At 63.2% G+C, this 17,189-nt stretch carries 17 protein-coding genes, 1 pseudogene and 1 riboswitch; of the genes and pseudogenes, 12 read left to right on the plus strand and 6 right to left on the minus strand.

Annotation, left to right across the window (positions count from 1 at the left end):
* Window positions 1-22 precede the first annotated feature (22 nt).
* The 8 genes from KCX59_RS07615 to KCX59_RS07650 all read left to right on the plus strand — a co-directional run bounded on the left by KCX59_RS07615 (window position 23) and on the right by KCX59_RS07650 (window position 8,435).
* Entirely contained in the window at window positions 23-1,216 is a 1,194-nt protein-coding gene (locus tag KCX59_RS07615) for a glycine C-acetyltransferase (RefSeq protein WP_178996467.1), read from the plus strand.
* Between the two features lie 189 nt (window positions 1,217-1,405).
* Window positions 1,406-2,503 (plus strand): NAD(P)/FAD-dependent oxidoreductase, encoded by a 1,098-nt coding sequence (locus KCX59_RS07620; protein ID WP_179019087.1) that lies wholly within the window; start codon window positions 1,406-1,408, stop codon window positions 2,501-2,503.
* Window positions 2,504-2,514: 11 nt separating this feature from the next.
* Window positions 2,515-3,753 carry an imidazolonepropionase gene (gene hutI / locus KCX59_RS07625; protein WP_218649671.1) on the plus strand — a complete coding sequence of 413 codons (1,239 nt, stop codon included), beginning with the start codon at window positions 2,515-2,517 and terminating at the stop codon, window positions 3,751-3,753.
* 201 nt (window positions 3,754-3,954) lie between these two features.
* Window positions 3,955-4,872, plus strand: coding sequence for an SIS domain-containing protein (locus KCX59_RS07630; RefSeq protein WP_179019084.1), 918 nt, complete (start codon window positions 3,955-3,957; stop codon window positions 4,870-4,872).
* A gap of 10 nt (window positions 4,873-4,882) precedes the next feature.
* Window positions 4,883-5,818: an ROK family protein gene (locus tag KCX59_RS07635; protein ID WP_178996461.1), complete on the plus strand. Its 936-nt coding sequence runs from the start codon at window positions 4,883-4,885 to the stop codon at window positions 5,816-5,818.
* Complete coding sequence (locus tag KCX59_RS07640; RefSeq protein WP_017199380.1) at window positions 5,815-6,783, plus strand: 1-phosphofructokinase family hexose kinase; 969 nt, start codon at window positions 5,815-5,817, stop codon at window positions 6,781-6,783. Before KCX59_RS07635 ends, KCX59_RS07640 begins: the two co-directional genes overlap by 4 nt.
* Entirely contained in the window at window positions 6,765-7,619 is an 855-nt protein-coding gene (locus KCX59_RS07645) for a class II fructose-bisphosphate aldolase (RefSeq protein ID WP_178996459.1), read from the plus strand. The genes KCX59_RS07640 and KCX59_RS07645 overlap by 19 nt, the downstream gene beginning before the upstream one ends.
* Window positions 7,620-7,643: 24 nt before the next feature.
* On the plus strand, window positions 7,644-8,435 hold the full coding sequence (locus KCX59_RS07650; RefSeq protein WP_178996457.1) for a DeoR/GlpR family DNA-binding transcription regulator: 792 nt from the start codon (window positions 7,644-7,646) through the stop codon (window positions 8,433-8,435).
* 24 nt (window positions 8,436-8,459) lie between these two features.
* Here KCX59_RS07650 and KCX59_RS07655 read toward each other — a convergent pair whose 3' ends face one another.
* Window positions 8,460-9,140, minus strand: coding sequence for a histidine phosphatase family protein (locus tag KCX59_RS07655; protein ID WP_243836729.1), 681 nt, complete (start codon window positions 9,138-9,140; stop codon window positions 8,460-8,462).
* 23 nt (window positions 9,141-9,163) lie between these two features.
* On the opposite strand from KCX59_RS07655, the gene KCX59_RS07660 reads away from it, so the two are divergent.
* Window positions 9,164-9,937, plus strand: a complete 774-nt coding sequence (locus KCX59_RS07660; protein WP_179019082.1) for a CPBP family intramembrane glutamic endopeptidase — start codon at window positions 9,164-9,166, stop codon at window positions 9,935-9,937.
* 140 nt (window positions 9,938-10,077) lie between these two features.
* Here the strand turns inward: KCX59_RS07660 and KCX59_RS07665 are convergent, their stop codons facing one another.
* On the minus strand, window positions 10,078-10,716 hold the full coding sequence (locus KCX59_RS07665; protein WP_026005588.1) for a VOC family protein: 639 nt from the start codon (window positions 10,714-10,716) through the stop codon (window positions 10,078-10,080).
* A 227-nt stretch (window positions 10,717-10,943) separates the two neighbouring features.
* Between KCX59_RS07665 and KCX59_RS07670 the strand changes: the two genes are divergently transcribed.
* Window positions 10,944-12,260 (plus strand): bifunctional o-acetylhomoserine/o-acetylserine sulfhydrylase, encoded by a 1,317-nt coding sequence (locus tag KCX59_RS07670; RefSeq protein ID WP_179019080.1) that lies wholly within the window; start codon window positions 10,944-10,946, stop codon window positions 12,258-12,260.
* 161 nt (window positions 12,261-12,421) lie between these two features.
* Window positions 12,422-12,538, plus strand: a riboswitch (SAM riboswitch).
* Between the two features lie 15 nt (window positions 12,539-12,553).
* Entirely contained in the window at window positions 12,554-13,675 is a 1,122-nt protein-coding gene (metX, locus tag KCX59_RS07675; RefSeq protein ID WP_178996453.1) for a homoserine O-acetyltransferase MetX, read from the plus strand.
* A 2-nt stretch (window positions 13,676-13,677) separates the two neighbouring features.
* Here metX and KCX59_RS07680 read toward each other — a convergent pair whose 3' ends face one another.
* The 3 genes from KCX59_RS07680 to KCX59_RS07690 form a co-directional block, all read right to left on the minus strand.
* Entirely contained in the window at window positions 13,678-14,127 is a 450-nt protein-coding gene (locus KCX59_RS07680) for a hypothetical protein (RefSeq protein WP_179019078.1), read from the minus strand.
* A gap of 62 nt (window positions 14,128-14,189) precedes the next feature.
* Complete coding sequence (locus tag KCX59_RS07685; protein WP_256871578.1) at window positions 14,190-15,317, minus strand: winged helix DNA-binding domain-containing protein; 1,128 nt, start codon at window positions 15,315-15,317, stop codon at window positions 14,190-14,192.
* Between the two features lie 52 nt (window positions 15,318-15,369).
* Entirely contained in the window at window positions 15,370-16,212 is an 843-nt protein-coding gene (locus KCX59_RS07690) for an SGNH/GDSL hydrolase family protein (RefSeq protein WP_178996450.1), read from the minus strand.
* 70 nt (window positions 16,213-16,282) lie between these two features.
* Here KCX59_RS07690 and KCX59_RS07695 point away from each other — a divergent pair.
* Window positions 16,283-16,932: pseudogene (locus KCX59_RS07695) on the plus strand (alpha/beta hydrolase).
* Between the two features lie 12 nt (window positions 16,933-16,944).
* Here the strand turns inward: KCX59_RS07695 and KCX59_RS07700 are convergent.
* A complete protein-coding gene (locus KCX59_RS07700; protein ID WP_062067368.1) occupies window positions 16,945-17,172 on the minus strand; it encodes an RNA-binding S4 domain-containing protein in 228 nt (75 codons plus the stop codon).
* Window positions 17,173-17,189 lie beyond the last annotated feature (17 nt).

The raw sequence follows: 17,189 nt of genomic DNA on the forward strand, positions 1-17,189 counted from the left end.
CGCCAAAGACCTTAGGAGCACCATGTACTCAGCCATCAAAGACCAACTGCAGGGCGAACTGGACGAGATCCGCAGCGCCGGACTCTTCAAGACAGAACGCCACATCGATTCCCCGCAGGCCAGCCACATCGCAGCGGGCCAGCTCGGCGAGCCGGCCAACAAGGTCCTGAACTTCTGCGCCAACAACTACCTGGGCCTGGCCGACCACCCGGACATCATCGCCGCCGCCAAGTCAGCGATGGACGAGCGCGGCTTCGGTATGGCGTCGGTACGCTTCATTTGCGGAACCCAGGACCTTCACCTGGAGCTTGAGAACCGCGTCTCCAAGTTCCTGGGGACCGAGGACACCATCCTCTTCTCCAGCTGCTTCGACGCCAACGGTGGCGTGTTCGAGTCCCTCTTCGGTCCTGAAGACGCCATCATCTCCGACTCCCTGAACCACGCGTCCATCATCGACGGCATCCGCCTGAGCAAGGCCAAGCGCTTCCGCTACGCCAACCAGGACATGGCAGACCTCGAAGCCAAACTGGTTGAGGCCGAGGGCTCCCGCCGGAAGATCATCGTCACGGACGGCGTCTTCTCCATGGACGGGTACCTCGCTCCGCTTGAGGCCATCTGCGACCTCGCCGAGAAGCATGACGCCTTGGTCATGGTGGACGACTCCCACGCCGTCGGCTTCATGGGCGCCACCGGCGCCGGCACCCCTGAGCACGCCGGCGTTTCCGAGCGCGTAGACATCTACACCGGCACCTTCGGCAAGGCTCTCGGCGGCGCCTCGGGTGGTTACGTTTCCGGTCGCGGCGAAATCGTGGCGATGCTCCGTCAAAAGGCGCGCCCGTACCTGTTCTCCAACTCGCTTGCCCCGGCCATCGTTGCGGCAACCATCAAAGCGATCGAGCTCGTGCAGGAGTCCGGCGAACTCCGTACCCGCCTGTTCGAGAACGCAGCGCTGTTCCGTCGCCGCATGAGCGAAGAAGGCTTCGAACTCCTCGAGGGCGAACACGCCATCATCCCCGTGATGTTCGGCGATGCCGTGGTTGCTGCAAAGGTTGCCGACGAAATGCTCAACAACGGCGTTTTCGTCACGGCCTTCAGCTTCCCCGTAGTGCCGAAGGGCGTGGCCCGCATCCGCGTGCAGCTCTCCGCTGCGCACAGCGCGGACGACGTCGAAGCGTGCGTTCAGGCGTTCGTCAAGAGTCGCGCCGCGGTCGCCTAAGCAACGCTCGCTCACATCACGCGGGTCTAGGGCGGACCGTCTCTCACGTCCCTGGGGTTTGGGGCGGACCGTCTCTCACGTCCCTCGGGTTTGGGGCGGACCGTCTCTCACTTTCTTGACGAAAGTGAGAGAGCGTTCGGCTGAAGGGCTTGGGATGTGAGAGAGCGTCCGGTCTGTCAGGATGGAGCCATGGCTTCGAACTATGACGTGGTAATCGTTGGCGGCGGCATTGGCGGACTCTCGTTGGCTGCGGCGCTGGCAGGCAAATGCACTGTGGCCCTTGTCGAGGCCGAGCAGTCCCTGGCTTTCCACACTTCCTCCCGCTCTGCCCGGCAACTGATCCCCAGCTACGGTCCGGCCGTGGTCCAGGATCTGACAATCCACACCCTCGAAATGCTTGCCGCCCGGGACGCGGAGGCAACAACGCCCATCCTCACACCCCGTGGCTTCATGCTGGTGGGGGACGAAGAAACGGTACAGGCCGAGGCCAGCGGCAATATGCACACCATTACCCACGACGAGGCGATGAAGCTGTGCCCGGCACTGAAGCCCGCATCCTTCACAGCAGCAGGACTGGATAACGGCTCTTTCGGCTGCAACGCGCCCCTGCTTCTCGAGGAGCACCGGCGAACGGCGGAAACTGCGGGTGTGGACATCATCACCGGGGCCAAAGTGCACTCAGCGCAGCGGCTGGGGAGCGGCTGGCAGCTGGGCGCGGGTACGGAGGGATTCCAATCCGGCGTCGTGGTTAACGCAGCAGGTGCCTGGGCGGACGAGTTGGCTGTCATAAGCGGTGTGGAAAAGCTGGGACTGCAGCCGTACCGCCGGACAGCGGCGATTGTGAACGTTGAGAATCCACTGACGCCGGAAACGCCCATGGTGTGTGCCGCTGATAACTCGTTCTACTTCCGCGCTGAGGGCAACCAGGTGTTGATTTCGCCGTCGGAAACCGTGCCCAGCGGAGCCGAGGACGCGAAACCCTACTCCGGGGACGTGGAGACATTGATCGCCAAACTCAACACGGTCACTTCCCTTGGAATCCGCTCCGTGGACCGTGCCTGGACGGGCCTCAGGACAGAAGCGGCGGACGGAATCCCGGTAGTGGGTTTCGACGCCGAAGCGCCAGGTTTCTTCTGGCTCGCCGGTCAAGGGGGCTACGGTTTCCAAACATCCTCCGCCATTGCCGAGCTGGCCGCAGCACTGATCCTCGGCGAGGTGAAGGAGGACAGTCCGGAATCCCGGACAGCGGAGCAGCTTGCGGCCGTACGCTGGTCCATCCGACGCTGAACAATAGGGGCATGAGCGGAATCACGAGCGGGAACAAAAGCAGCACCGTCATTACCAACATCGGCGAACTGATGACCCAGGACCTGGAGCGTCGGGTCCTGAAGGATGCCGCCATCGTGATCGAAGGCGAACGGATTTCATGGATCGGCACTGCCAAAGACGCCCCGTCCGCTGATGAAAGGATCGACGCCGAAGGCCGCGCCGTCCTGCCCGGCTGGGTTGACTCGCATTCGCACCTCGTCTTCGCAGGTGACCGCACCGCCGAGTTCGAGGCCCGCATGGCTGGCGAAAGCTACAGCGCAGGCGGGATCGCCGTCACCACGGGTGCAACGCGCAGCGTCAGCGACGACGAACTTACCCGCCTCGTGCGGGACCGTGTAGCCGAAGCGGTCTCGCAAGGAACCACGTACCTGGAGAGCAAGACCGGCTACGGGTTGGACGTGGAGAACGAGGCCCGCAGCGCCCGCATCGCAGCAGCCGAAGTGGACGAGGTCACCTATCTGGGCGCGCATCTGGTTCCGAACGGCTCCGATCCTGAGGAGTATACGGACCTGGTGTGTGGCCCCATGTTGGAAGCCGTCCTGCCGCATGTCCGCTGGGCTGACGTCTTCTGCGAGCGGGGTGCGTTCACGGAGGACCAGTCGCGTCGGGTCCTCACTGCTGCCCGCAACGCCGGGCTGGGCCTCAGGGTCCACGGCAATCAGCTCGGGGAGGGCCCAGGAGTGGCGCTGGCTGTTGAGTTTGCGGCGGCGAGCGTGGACCACGTCAACTATCTCTCGGAAAAGGACATCGCGGCGCTCGCGGAAACGTGGGAAAGCTGGGACCCGGCCAGTGGCACGGGCAATCGCGGTACCGTCGCAACCTGCCTTCCTGCTTGTGATCTGTCCACCCGGCAGCCCCTGGCGCCAGGCCGTGAACTGATCGACGCCGGTGTTCAAATCGCCCTTGCGGCCAACTGCAACCCGGGGACCTCTTACACCAGCTCCATGGCCTTCTGCGTCACCACGGCTGTGCTTCAGATGCACCTGAGCGTTCATGAAGCCGTCCGTGCGGCGACGTACGGCGGCGCTTTGGCGCTGGGCCGTGAGGCCGGGAACGACGTCGACGGCGAGCGGGCGGTGGGTTCGCTCAGCGTCGGACATCGCGCAGATTTGCACATGCTGAAGGCTCCGTCGGCCACGCATCTGGCGTACCGTCCCGGGATTCCGTTGACACATTTGGTGTGGCGGGCCGGCGTCCGCGCTGTCTAAGGACAAGTTAAGAACAAGAAAGAAGGGCTGCGTTCCAGTTGGAACGCAGCCCTTCTTTATCGGGTTTCACGCTCCCCGCCGGTAACGCGCAGTTACTGAGCAGTCTTTGCACTCGGATGATCCTTGTGAGATCGAAAATGATCGTTTAGTGTTTCTATAGATCAGAAAACGTCATTAAGCTGAGCGGGAGCGGAACACACGATGAGCGAGAACACACTGGGTGCCTTCATGGAAGAAGAGCTGGTTTCCCAACCCGAGGTTTGGCAGCGCGCCGTGGAGCAGGCCCGTACGGAGCAGTTGCTTCCAGCGGACGGCAAGCGCATCGCCGTGATCGGCTGTGGCACATCGTGGTTCATGGCCCAGAGCTACGCCGCTGCCCGCGAATCCGCCGGTAAGGGGGTCACCGATGCGTTCGCCGCGTCGGAGGCTTTCCTGAACAGCAACAGCGCCGATCGCCAGTACGACGCCGTTGTGGCCATCACCCGGTCGGGTACCACCACTGAGGTGCTCGAGATTCTGGCTGAGTTGAAGGGGATTGTCCCCACCGTGGCCATCATCGGTGACACCTCCTCACCGATCGTCGAGCTGGCAGACGCCGTGGTGGGCCTCCACTACGCCGATGAGCGCTCCGTGGTGCAGACCCGCTTCGCCACCACGGCGCTGGTCTACATGCTGACCAGCCTTGGCATCGATGTGCAGCAGGCAATCGAGGATGCCCGTGACGCAGTGACGGCAGAGGTCTCCCAGGAACTCCTGGACGCCGAGCAATTCACCTTCCTCGGCACCGGCTGGACGGTTGGGCTGGCCCACGAAGCCGGCTTGAAAATGCGCGAAGCCGTGCAGGGTTGGACCGAGTCATACCCTGCCATGGAATACCGCCACGGCCCCATCTCCATCGCTGCCCCCGGCCGGGTCACCTGGCTGTTCGGAACCCAGCCCGAGGGTTTGGACAGTGACATGGCCGTCACCGGCGCCCTTTACATCCACACGGATAAGCACCCCCTGGCCGAACTGGCACGTGTCCACAAAGTCACCCTGGAGCGTGCACGCGTCCGTGGGCTGAATCCGGACCTGCCCCGCAACTTGACGCGCTCCGTTATTCTCGACGCCTCTGCCTAGGCAGTCGATCATGGTTCTCGGAGCCGCAGAATCACCGGTCCTGTCTTTCGACGTTGGCGGGACGGACATCAAGGCTGGTTTGGTGGACGCCCGTGGAACCGTCCTGGGCATGCGCCGCGTCCCTACACCGCTGGATCCGGCCCGCCCCGGCGAAGCGGTCCTGGACAGGCTAGCTGGGCTTAAAGCCGAGTTGGCCTCGGAGTTTCCGGAAGCCCCCGCCAAGGCAGCAGGCATCATCGTCCCCGGAATCGTGGACTCCGTGGCCGGAGTGGGTGTCTACTCCGCCAATCTTGGATGGCGCAACTTCCCGTTCAAAGCCGAAGCCGAAAAGCGGCTCGGCATACCCGTCGCGTTCGATCACGACGTCCGGTCCGCTGCAGCTGTGGAACACAGCTTTGGCGGTTCCAAAGAGTTCAACGATGTTGTGGTGATGGTGGTGGGAACCGGTATCGCTGCAGCTGTGTTCTCGGGCGGCAAGGCCGTTACCGCAGGGGGATTCGCCGGGGAACTCGGCCACGCCCAGGTCCCGGACCCCGACGCCGGGCCGGACGCCACAGGCTCCACCATCCTGGAAGCAGTGGGCTCAGCAGGCGCAATTGCCAAGCGTTACCACCGGGCATCGGGAAACCCTGTGGACGGTGCACGAGGTGTGTTGCTCAGGGCAAGCGCGGGAGATGCGCTGGCCGCACGTGTTTGGGCCGATGCTGTTGATGCCCTGGCCTTCACTATCTGTCAGTGCGTGAACATCATGGGAACAGAAGCCGTGGTGATCGGCGGAGGCCTCGCTGAAGCAGGCGACGAGCTGCTCGAGCCACTCCGTAAGCGGGTTGACGCCATCCTGGACTTCCAGCGCAGGCCCCATCTCATCCGTGCCCAACTGGGGCAGGACGCCGGCTTGCTCGGCGCGGCACTGAACGCCCGGGCACTTTTGCGAGGCACACGATGAAGCGAGCCAACGTGAACCGCATTATTACCGTCACTCCGAATCCGGCCATCGATATGACCTACACCGTCCACGGAATCACCGAGGGCTCCAGCCACCGGGTACCCACGCCCTTGAGCCGTGCGGGAGGCAAGGGCATCAACGTAGCCCGAGTAACCCACCAGTTGGGGTACCCCGTGCTCGCCATTGCGCCCACCGGCGGTGCGGCAGGGCAGACCCTCGCAGCCGAACTGTGGACCAGCGGCGTGCCGCACACCCTGGTGGGAGTCGCAGCTGAAACCCGCCGCAGCATCGCGCTGGTGGACACCGTTGCAGGGGAAACGTCCATCTTCAACGAGGAGGGCCAGGCCCTTCTGCCGGATGACTGGCGCTCACTGCGGATCGCCGTAGTGGAGGCCGTGAGCGGGAACCGAAACCTGCCGGCCTCCGTTCTGGTCGGTTCGGGAAGCCTGCCGCCGGGCGCTCCCGCGGACTTCTACCCGGAACTGGTGCGCCTGGCCCACGACGCCGGTATCCCGGCGATCATCGACACCTCCGGCCCCGGGATCATCGCTGCGGCCAAAGCCGGCGCCGACATCCTCAAACCAAACCATCACGAGCTGGCCGAAGCAACGGGCGAGTCCAGCCTTGAAGCAGCCGCCCTCGCCCTGATCGACATGGGTGCCCGCACGGTCCTCGTCAGCGCCGGCGCGGACGGCATGCTCGCCTTCGACCACGCCGCCCCGGGCGGCTACTGGAGCGCCCGCTTGCCGGAAGCGCTCAGTGGCAACCCCACAGGGGCAGGCGACGCCGGTGTGGCGGCTGCCGCCGTCGCACTCGCCGAAGGCATCACCGAGCCCCGCGAAATCCTTCGCCGGGCCACCGCATGGTCGGCCGCGGCCGTGCTCATGCCTGCCGCAGGTGAAATTTCGCCGCGGTACCAGGAACTCCAGGACCAATTGATCGTGACATGGAAGGAGACCCGGTGACCCTGGTCAACACTCGGGAACTCATGGACAGGGCCGCCGACGCGGGAACAGGCCAAGGTGCGTTCAACATCATCCACATCGAAACTGCCGAGGGCCTGGTGGCAGGGGCCGAAGCGGCCGGCGTCCCACTGATTCTGCAGATTTCCGAGAACTGCGCCAAGTACCACGGCGGACTCGAACCCATCGCTTCGGCAGCCCTGGCAATCGCGCGCTCCGCCGCTGTACCCGTTGCCCTTCACCTGGACCACGCAGAATCCGAAGATCTCGCGATCGCCGCCGTGGACCTTGGTTTCGGTTCCGTCATGTACGACGGCGCCCACCTGCCGTACGAATGGAATGTGGAAGTCACGCAGCGGGTGGCAAAGTATGCCCACGAGCGCGGTGTCTACGTGGAAGCCGAGCTTGGAAAAGTGGGTGGCAAGGACGGAGCCCACGCTCCCGGTGTCCGAACAGACCCCGGCGAGGCCCACTCATTCGTTGAGGCAACCGGCGTGGACGCGCTCGCCGTTGCTGTCGGCTCCTCCCACGCCATGACCGAACGCAGCGCCGCGCTGGACCTGCACCTCATCACCAGACTGAAGACCGCGGTGGGAAAACCACTGGTCCTCCACGGCTCCTCCGGTGTGACAGATGACATGCTCATAGCCGCTATCCGTGCGGGTATGACTAAGATCAACGTATCCACACATTTGAACGGGTTCTTCACCCGCGCCGTCCGTGAGTACCTCGATGCCAACCCTGCAGTGGTGGATTCCCGGAAGTACATCAAGGCCGGCCGGGATGCCCTTGTGCTGGAGTCCGCACGTATGCTGACGCTGTTCGCCAAAGCGAATTAGCTGGAAACCCGCGAAAGGCTCGTCATGACCCGCACCGATCGGCTCACTGCCATACTCGACCTCCTGGCCGAGTCCGGCCATGTGGAAGTCGAGGACATCGTGACCCGCCTGGGCGTCTCACCTGCCACGGCCCGCAGGGATCTCGACAGCCTTGCCAAGCAGCGGCTGCTCAGCCGCACCCGCGGCGGCGCCACTACCGGGTCCGTAGCCTACGACCTTCCGGGCCGCTACAACAGGGACGACCACGCCGTGGCCAAGCAGGAAATCGCTCTGGCAGCGTCTGCGCTGATCCGTCCCGGTGCTGTGATCGGGCTCAGCGGTGGCACCACCAACACGGCGTTGGCGCAGCTACTCTCCACCCGCGAGGACCTCAACGCGCCGTCCCACACGCCCACGCTGACCGTGGTCACCAACGCCATCAACATCGCTTCCCAGTTGGCGGTGCGGCCGAACATCAAGATCATGGTCACCGGCGGGATACTCAACCCCCGCTCCTACGAGCTGGTGGGTCCGTATACAGACGTCATCATGCAAAAAGTTGCCCTCGATATTGCGTTCATCGGTGTCAACGGCGTCGACCCGGACCTCGGCCCCACCATCACCGACGAAGGCGAAGCCATGGTCAACACGGTGATGGCACGCCGTGCCACCGAGTCCTATGTGGTGGCCGACTCTTCCAAAGTGGGCCGCCGCTCCTTTGCCGCAATGGCAGGCTACGACTTCAGGCACCTCATCACGGACTCCGGCATCAGTGCCGAACATAAAGCTGCGTTCGAGGCCAAGGGCACCGAAGTCATCGTCGCACCCGCCGGCTGAGACCCGCCGGCTGAGCTGGAAGGGCTAGAAGCGCATCCTCGGTGCGTGCAGCACTGAGTCGTCTACCTCCCGGGGCACCCACTGGCTGAACGGTATATCCAGGCTGTACTGGTCGTCGTCGTTCTTGATCAAGGTCCGCAGTTCGGCGTTGTCCGGGTTGTTGAGTGACTCGAAGTACTCCACCGTCCAGTGGAACCATCGCATGCAGAAAAGGCGCATGGTCAGCCCGTGTGTGACCAGGAGCGTGTTTGGTGCGTAAGTAGGCTTCTGCCAGTGCCGGTACAGCGTCTCCATGAAGGAAGACACCCGGTCATAAACGTCCGAACCGGACTCGCCCTCGCGGAACCGATAGAAGAAATGGCCGTAGAGGTTGCGCAGTTCCTTTTGGTCCTCGATCTCCCCGGCGATCTGGAAGTTGGCCCAGTCCTGCTCGCGAAGCCTGGGTTCCTCAATCACCCGCTCGATCAGGGGACCGAGGTTCATGGCTTCGAGGGTCTGGTACGCGCGCAAATAGGGGGAGACGTAGACGCAGACCTGTTCTCCATCGAGCTTGCGGCGCAGGTCCTCCCCGGCAATCCGGGCCTCCTCCACTCCGCGCTCCGTCAGCGGGATCCGGTAGTCCGGCACGCGGTTGTAGATGGACGTGTCGGCATTCGCGGCAGACTGGCCGTGCCGGATCATGAAGATTCTCTCAGGGGCACCCATCCCACCAAGCATAGGGTGGGTATATGTTCCTCGCTTCCCGTCGCCGGCTGCGCGCCGAAGTACTTATTGTGCTGGGCCTGTCCTTGGGCCAATCAGCCGTCTACTCCGTAGTTCAGCTGCTGGACAAGATGACGAGGGCACCTTTGGCGGATGCCACGTCAACGCTGAACAGGTCCCAAAGCACGCGTGAGTACTTCGACCTCACCTACCAATTGCTGGACATTGTGTTCGCTTTGGTGCCCGTGGCCTTGGTGTTCTACTTCCTGTCCACCCATGCACCTGGCGGCCGGGCAGACGGGGGCGGCTCGGCGTTCGCCCGGCTTGGCTTCAATTTTGCCCGGCCCGGCAAGGACCTTCTCCACGGTGTTGGCCTGGCCGCTGCGATCGGCATCCCCTCGCTCGGCCTGTATGCGGCCGGTCGTGCGCTGGGAATCACCACTGCAATTGTGCCCAGCGGCCTTGACGCTTACTGGTGGACGGTGCCGGTGCTGGTCCTTTCGGCCATGCGCCATGCGATCGTGGAAGAAGTGATCGTGGTGGGGTACCTCATGGACCGCTTCGGCAAATTCGGGTGGAGCATGCCGGTGGCCATTGTGGTCAGTGCCGTCCTGCGGGGAAGCTACCACCTGTACCAAGGCTTTGGGCCGTTCATAGGGAACGTGGTCATGGGCTTGCTGTTCGCGTGGATCTACACCAAGACCAAGCGGGTAATGCCCTTGGTGATTGCCCACGCACTGTTGGACATCGTGGCGTTCGTTGGATTCAGCCTGTTCGGCAAGGCAATGGGCCTGGGGTAGAGGTCCGTTAAAAGTATCCGGCCGCCATCGGTGGGTGACGTCGTTGGCACCCGCTGATGGCGGCCGAAGCTTAGCCCGGACATGATTGACTCCGGACATGGCTGACCGGGGCCGGGACCAGCCCGGATGGATTGGATCGGTCAGATGGTGACGGCTCCGGAGGCGGTTTCGAAAGTTACAGCGAGGATGCCTGGAGTGCCGTGCGGTGCCATCCACTGGACGGCGACATCCTCAAGCGGCTTCTCCACTGGTTCGCCCAACCATTCGGTGACGCGTTCAGCCGAGCCCGCAATGGTGAGGCTGGACATCTTGACGTCGCTCTCGTAGATCCTTGACGGGTGCAGCGAGGGGTCGCCCTCCCACTTGAGCAGGTAGGGCACTTGGGGATCCGCGATCAGGCCGAGGATGCCAATCTGCTGCCACACCAGTTCGCGTCCGTCGGGGAACTTGCGGTTGCCCGGAACAGCCGAGCGGCCAAGGCGGTCTTCGAACGGTGCAAGGTCGTCAACGGCGACGCACCAGCCCATCCATCCACCACCGGCAGCCGAACGGGCACGGACGGCCTGGCCAAAGGGTGCTTTGTCGGAAGCGGGGTGGTCCAGGACCTCCACCACTTCCAGGTACTTGTTATCCGCAAGGGGAATGATCATGTTCCGGGTACCGAAGCGCGGGTGCACTCCGCCCCGGACAGCGTCCACTCCCAATGCCGCGGAAATTCGTTCGGTAGTGGCCAAAAGGCCATCTCGTTCACAGGCGTAAGAGACGTGATCCATGCGCATGGCTTCATCTTGGCACTTTGTGATCGGGGTCTCAGCTAAGTCAAGCCTAACTAAGGTGGGATGTGTATAACCGGTGGTAGGGGGCGTCATGAAGGGACGCGGGAAGACCGAAAGATTCCACAGGCGTCACAAAGCTGTCTTCGCCTCCGGACAGTTCCTAGACTGGCCCCAGCTCACACCGCTTCACCTTGCCTGCCAAACCCATGCGTCACGAACAGGAGAACTCCATGTCCCAAGGATGGTCTTTCGAAACCCGCCAGATCCACGCCGGCCAGGAGCCTGACGCCGCCACAGGAGCGCGCTCGCTTCCGATCTACCAGACCACGTCCTTCGTGTTCCCCAGTGCCGAGAGCGCCGCCAATCGCTTTGCCCTGGCCGAGCTGGCTCCCATCTACACCCGAATCGGCAACCCGACGCAGGATGCAGTGGAGCAGCGGGTTGCGAGCCTTGAGGGTGGCCTGGCTGCCCTCTTGCTCAGCTCCGGACAGGCTGCCGAGACGTTCGCCATCCTGAATATCGCCGAGGCGGGCGACCACATCGTAGCGAGCCCGAGCCTGTACGGCGGCACGTACAACCTGCTGGCGCACACGCTGAAGAAGTTCGGCATTTCGGTCACGTTCGTCGAGGACCCGGACAATCTGGACCAGTGGCGTGACGCCGTCCTGCCGAACACCAAGTTGTTCTTCGGCGAGGTCGTCTCCAACCCCCGCCAGGATGTCCTGGACATCGAGGGCATCGCCCGCACCGCACACGCGGCCGGCGTTCCCCTCATTGTGGACAACACCCTGTCCACGCCTTACCTGATCCGGCCCATCGAGTGGGGAGCGGACATCGTGGTCCACTCCGCGACCAAGTACCTGGGTGGTCACGGTTCGGCAATCGCCGGTGTGATTGTGGACTCCGGCAACTTCGACTTCGGCAAGGACCCGGACCGCTTCCCTGGTTTCAATACCCCGGACCCCAGCTACAACGGTCTGGTCTACGCCCGGGACCTCGGCAAGGACGGTGCACTGGGCGCGAACCTCTCCTACATCCTCAAGGCCCGAGTCCAGTTGCTTCGCGATCTCGGCTCTGCCGTGTCCCCGTTCAACGCCTTCCTCATTGCCCAGGGCCTGGAGACCTTGAGCCTGCGCGTGGAACGCCATGTTGCCAACGCCACCAAGGTGGCCGAATGGCTTGAAAACCACGACGACGTCGAATCGGTCGCCTATGCGGGCCTGCCGTCCAGCCCGTGGTACGACCGCGGCCGGAAGTACGGACCCAAGGGCACGGGCGCCATTGTTGCCTTCAACATCAAGGGCGGCGTCGAAGCCGGCAAGCGCTTCGTGGACGGCCTGGAGTTGCACTCGCACGTTGCCAACATCGGTGATGTCCGCTCGCTGGTCATCCACCCGGCGTCGACTACACACAGCCAATTGACGGTGGAACAGCAGGTCGCTGCCGGCGTCAACCCCGGCCTCGTGCGCTTGTCCGTGGGCATTGAGCACGTTGATGACATCATCGCCGACCTCGAAGCGGGCTTCCGGGCCGCCAAGGGCGCCTAACGCGCGGCTTAGAGTCACAGCCCGGCTGCCGCCCGCGTCGACGATTATTCGCCGGGCGGCAGTTCCGGGTGCTCGTTCGTGAACGAAGACGCCCTAAACCGTCACACTGTTGTCACATTCTTCGCCAGAACCACCCTGCATTTCCTAGACTCTTCGTATTAGGTCATGAGTGCCAGCACACAGCCCCGGCTTGCTGGCCGGCAACCCTCCTACGCGGTGGGGTGCCCCGGGTGAAGACCTGGCCTGTTCGCACGCAAGGCGACGGGCAAGCGCGAGGTTAAGGTGTCAAAGGAATGACCATTACTGCTACAGCCCTTCCCAAATCCGGAGAAGAAGACGGAACCGTCAAGTACGCCGGCATCGGGCCGTTGGAACTTGAGGCCGGCGGATTCCTCCCCGATGTCGTCCTCGCTTATGAGACCTGGGGGCAGCTGAATGCCGATGCCTCCAATGCCGTCCTCATCCAGCATGCGCTCACGGGCAGCACTCACGTAGCCCGTGGAGCCACCGACGAGGAAGGTTGGTGGGAGCAACTCGTTGGGCCGGGTGCCACCATCGACACCAACAAGTTTTTCGTCATTTCCATCAACATCGTGGGCGGTTGTTATGGCAGCACCGGCCCATCGTCAGAAGCACCGGACGGACGTCCTTGGGGCTCACGTTTCCCGTTGGTCACGCTGCGCGACAGCACGGAGGCTGAGGCGCGCCTCGCCGATGCCTTGGGAATCGATGCCTGGCACGCCGTGTTGGGCGGTTCCATGGGCGGCGCCAGGGCCCTTGAATGGGCTGTTACGTTCCCCGACAGGGTCAAACGCTGCGCCGTAATTTCGGTGGGCGCCTACAGTACGGCCGAGCAGATTGCCTTTGCTCAAGCCCAAACCTTGGCCATCAGGCAGGACCCGAACTTCAAAAACGGTGACTATTACGGCGGCACTGCACCTGAACATGGTTTGGCACTGGCCCGACGCATCGCCCACATCACTTACCGCTCAGCCTTGGAGTTGGATTTCCGCTTCGGCAGGGAAGCCCAGCACCAGGAGACACCACTCGCTGCCGCGGTGTTGGGGGAGCGTGGCCGCTACCAGGTGGAAAGCTATCTGGACCACCAGGGAACGAAGCTGGTCCGCCGTTTTGATGCCAACAGCTACATCGCCATCACCGAAGCCCTGATGTCCCACGACGTCACCAGGGGCCGCGGCCCGCTGGAACAGGCGTTGTCGCGCGCTACGGCTGAGTTCTTCGTGGCGGCGGTGGACAGCGACAGGCTCTACTTCCCTGCACAGTCGCGGGAACTTGCCGCGGCGCTACCTGGGGATGTGCCGGTCCACCTCATTGAGGCTCCGATTGGTCACGACGGCTTCCTCACTGAGATCGGCCAGCTCTCGGCACAACTCCGAGAATCATTCTTCGCCTAGCCCTAGCCGTTCATGATTTCGCCGCGCTGCTTCATGTAATCCTCCATGGCGATCTCGCCGTTGCTGAACTTCGTGTCCAGCTCCGCCAACTTGCGGGCGCGGAATCCCTGCGGCTCCGAAGCGCCCGCTGAGGGGAACGGTGCCGGGGATGAAGGGTTCGACGGCGGCCCGGCCTGCGGTGTCGAAACCGCGGGGCGGATGACGGTCGGCTCGGAAGGGTACCCGGGGTAATTCTGACCTGGGTAACCCTGCGTCGGGTATCCCTGACCTGGATAATTCTGCTGCGGGTAATTCTGTGGGGGATACCCTGGTCCGGGCAGATTCTGCTGTGGGTAGCGGGGGTCGCGGAAGTTATTGTCCTGGATCCGACGCGCCCGGGAGCGGTTGTACATGCGGATCCCGAGTGGAATCAGCCAAGAGCAGACGATGATCCAGAAGATCAGATTGTTCACAGTGCAGGCCTCCTAGGTCTCATCCCAGCTTAGTCCTGACCGGCAAAACCACTGCGGCTGCTTCAGACCAGCTTGCTCTGCATGCCCAGGAACCGGCCGTAGCGATCCACCTCCGACTGCAGGGCCTCCTGCTCTTTTGCGGTGGTGGGCCGGTTCATTCGGACGTCCACTTCGCAGGTTCTGCCGGAGAAGCCATGGCGCCACCATCCGGCCAACCTGCCGTCCAGCAGGACCACGTGCATGGGTCCGTTGTCCTCGGGGAAGATGGGCGCCGTGCCACCAAGGAAGTGCCGGGACTGTGAGTAGCCCATCACGTATTCGTCGTAGCACTGGATAAGGTCGACGCGGGGAAGCCCGGGATCCTCGGCGGGCGAAGGATCGTTACCACTCGCGAGAGCGTCCGCTTCCTCGGAAGCCAGATAAAAGTCGAAACCATCACACTGCGCCGCCCCCAGACTCCCGGGGGACATGGCACCCGCCACCTCGATTCCCCGCTTTACGTCTTTCATGGTCAACCCGGACCACGCCGCACAGTCCTTGACCGTGGCGGGTCCCCGGCTGGTGAAGTATCGGAGTGCCAACCGTCCAAGAGCCTGTTCGCGGCCTTCGGCGGTCAGAGGCTTAAGAGCCGAACCGGGTACCCGTTCGTCGAACAGGGCATACGTTTGTTTCAGGGCGCCGCCTGCGGAACGGACGGGTGAGCCGCTGACCAGGACACCGCTGATTTCCGCGTGCATGAGGTGGTAGATGAAGCCCAGGCCCTTGCTGGGAAATCCGGACTGTCCCAGGACTTCGGCCAGTTCCTCGCGCGTCTTGTGGGCTCCATCGGCCACAGCGGCGGCGAGGATTCGGCCGCTCTTGGCAGCGGAGTCGTCATCGATTCCTGTTTGTCGGTACATGCCTTTGTTGCCTTGGTGGAGGCGATCAGCGGACAACGCCATCAACCAGCCAAGATCGTCCCGATGCACGAAATGCCACGTGGGCCGGAGAATATGCGTCCGCAGGATGGTTCCGTCGGCCACCGCCTGCTCAACGCTTAAGGCAGTGACCATCGATGAAGCGCTGGTGGAGCTTCTCTGTGCGAGAGTCCACCTCGCATAGGGGAACTCCTGCGATTGGACGGCCAGGAGGTTGCGGACCACGTCCCCGGGACTTCCGGCGTAGGGAGCCCGCAACTGCTGCCGCCGCAACCGAATCCTCCGAATAGCCTCCGCATGCAGGGAGCCGGCACCCGACGTCACGTCAGCGGCGCGGCAGCAAGGTGCCGGTGGAACCGAAGACGGGTCCCGGCGTCGGACGCTTTGGCGTGATTCCGTCGCCGGAGGACTGATGCCGAAGCCGCCGGATCACCCATGGGACAAAGAATTCACGTGCCCAGACAAGGTCGGAAGACCGGGCCTGACGCCACGTGCGCGGCGGAAGGGGCTTGGGCATCAGGGGCTCAAGCGTGTGCTCGACGTTCAACGCCTCCAAAACCATCATGGCGATGGTGTGGTGGCCCAGCGGCGAGAAGTGAAGGCGGTCAACGTTCCACATCTGGGGATCCGCCAACTGCCGCAAGGACCACATGTCCGCGATGATGGCATCGTGCCGCGCAGCTACTGTCCTGAGGTTCTCGTTGTAAATGGCCACCTTGCCGCGGATGCGCCCGAGTACTGATGCTGCCGTGTCCGGGCCATTGAAAAGCACCACGGTGGCACCTCCCGAGCTCAGCTCCGCGACTGCGGCGTCGAGTTTTTCCGCCAACAGGTCGGGATCGCCGCCGGGACGGATGAGGTCGTTGCCGCCGGCTGAAATGGACACGAGGTCAGGCTGCAGTTCCAAACAGGGGCCTACCTGTTCATCGATAATCTGCTGCAGCAACCTGCCACGGATAGCAAGGTTGGCGTAGGCGAAATCTTCCTGGCTGCGGCCCAGTTCCTCGGCAACCCGATCCGCCCAACCACGATAACCGCCTGGGTTCTGCGGCTCAGGGTCGCCGATGCCCTCCGTGAAGGAGTCACCCAGGGCCACATAACGGGTCCAAGGGTGTTTTTGAACGGGCTCGCCCGGCTTCAGTAAAGGATTGTTCTCACTCACGCTCATATCCTGCACCGTGACGTCGACCCTACGCCACCGTAGGTTGTTACTGGTGGGTAACTGTAAGAATAGACCCATGACTGAAGCACCCACATTTCCCGCTCCCGTTGTCCTGTGGTCCCACGACGAATCCGAGCGTGCCGGCAAGCCGCTCCTGGTCCTGCTGCACGGTTACGGCTCCAACGAGGACGACCTGTTCAGCCTGGCCGGATTGCTGCCCGAGGGTTTTGTGGTGGCCGCTCTTCGAGCGCCGATGCCCATGGGGCCGGGCTTCACGTGGTTTCCCCTTACCGCGTCCATCGACTACTCGTTGGAAGCTGTAAGCAGGCAGCCGAGTACGCCCTTGAGTGGCTGGACACAGTCAAAGCCAACCACTCGTCCGTGACGTTGCTGGGCTTCTCCATGGGCATGGCGATGGCCACCACCATGCTCCGCTACCGTCCCGCGGACTTCGCTGCCGTCGTCGGGCTTTCAGGCTTTGTGATCGACGCCGGCGCTGACGCCGCATTCCGGGACGACGAACTGGACGGAACGCTACCGATGTTCTGGGGCCGCGACCAGCAGGATCCCGTCATCACCCAGGACAAAATCGAATACACCATGGGCTGGGTGCGCAAGCACGTCGACCTCACCAAAGTGCTTTACACGGGGATGTGGCACGGCATCAACCAGCAGGAGATCGGACACGTGGGCGAATTCCTCACCCACAAGGTGCTCACTGACTGAGGTTCCGATGTGTCAGGCGGCGGTGATCCGGACCGTCTGGCCATTGACGGTCACGGTATCGCCGACGTGGAGCTGGCGTCCGCGGCGGTCATCGATTTCGTTGTTGACTTTGACCAAGCCGTTCTTGATGAGCTCCGTGGCTTCAACGCCGTCCTCCACCAAGTTTGCGAGCTTCAACAGCTGGCCGAGTCGGATCATGTCGTCGCGGATGGGGATCTCTTCAATTTCGGGGTTGCTCATACAGCAATGATGCCTGA

Origin of the sequence: Paenarthrobacter nitroguajacolicus, assembly GCF_051027655.1 — a bacterium.
GTDB classification, from domain to species: domain Bacteria; phylum Actinomycetota; class Actinomycetes; order Actinomycetales; family Micrococcaceae; genus Arthrobacter; species Arthrobacter nitroguajacolicus.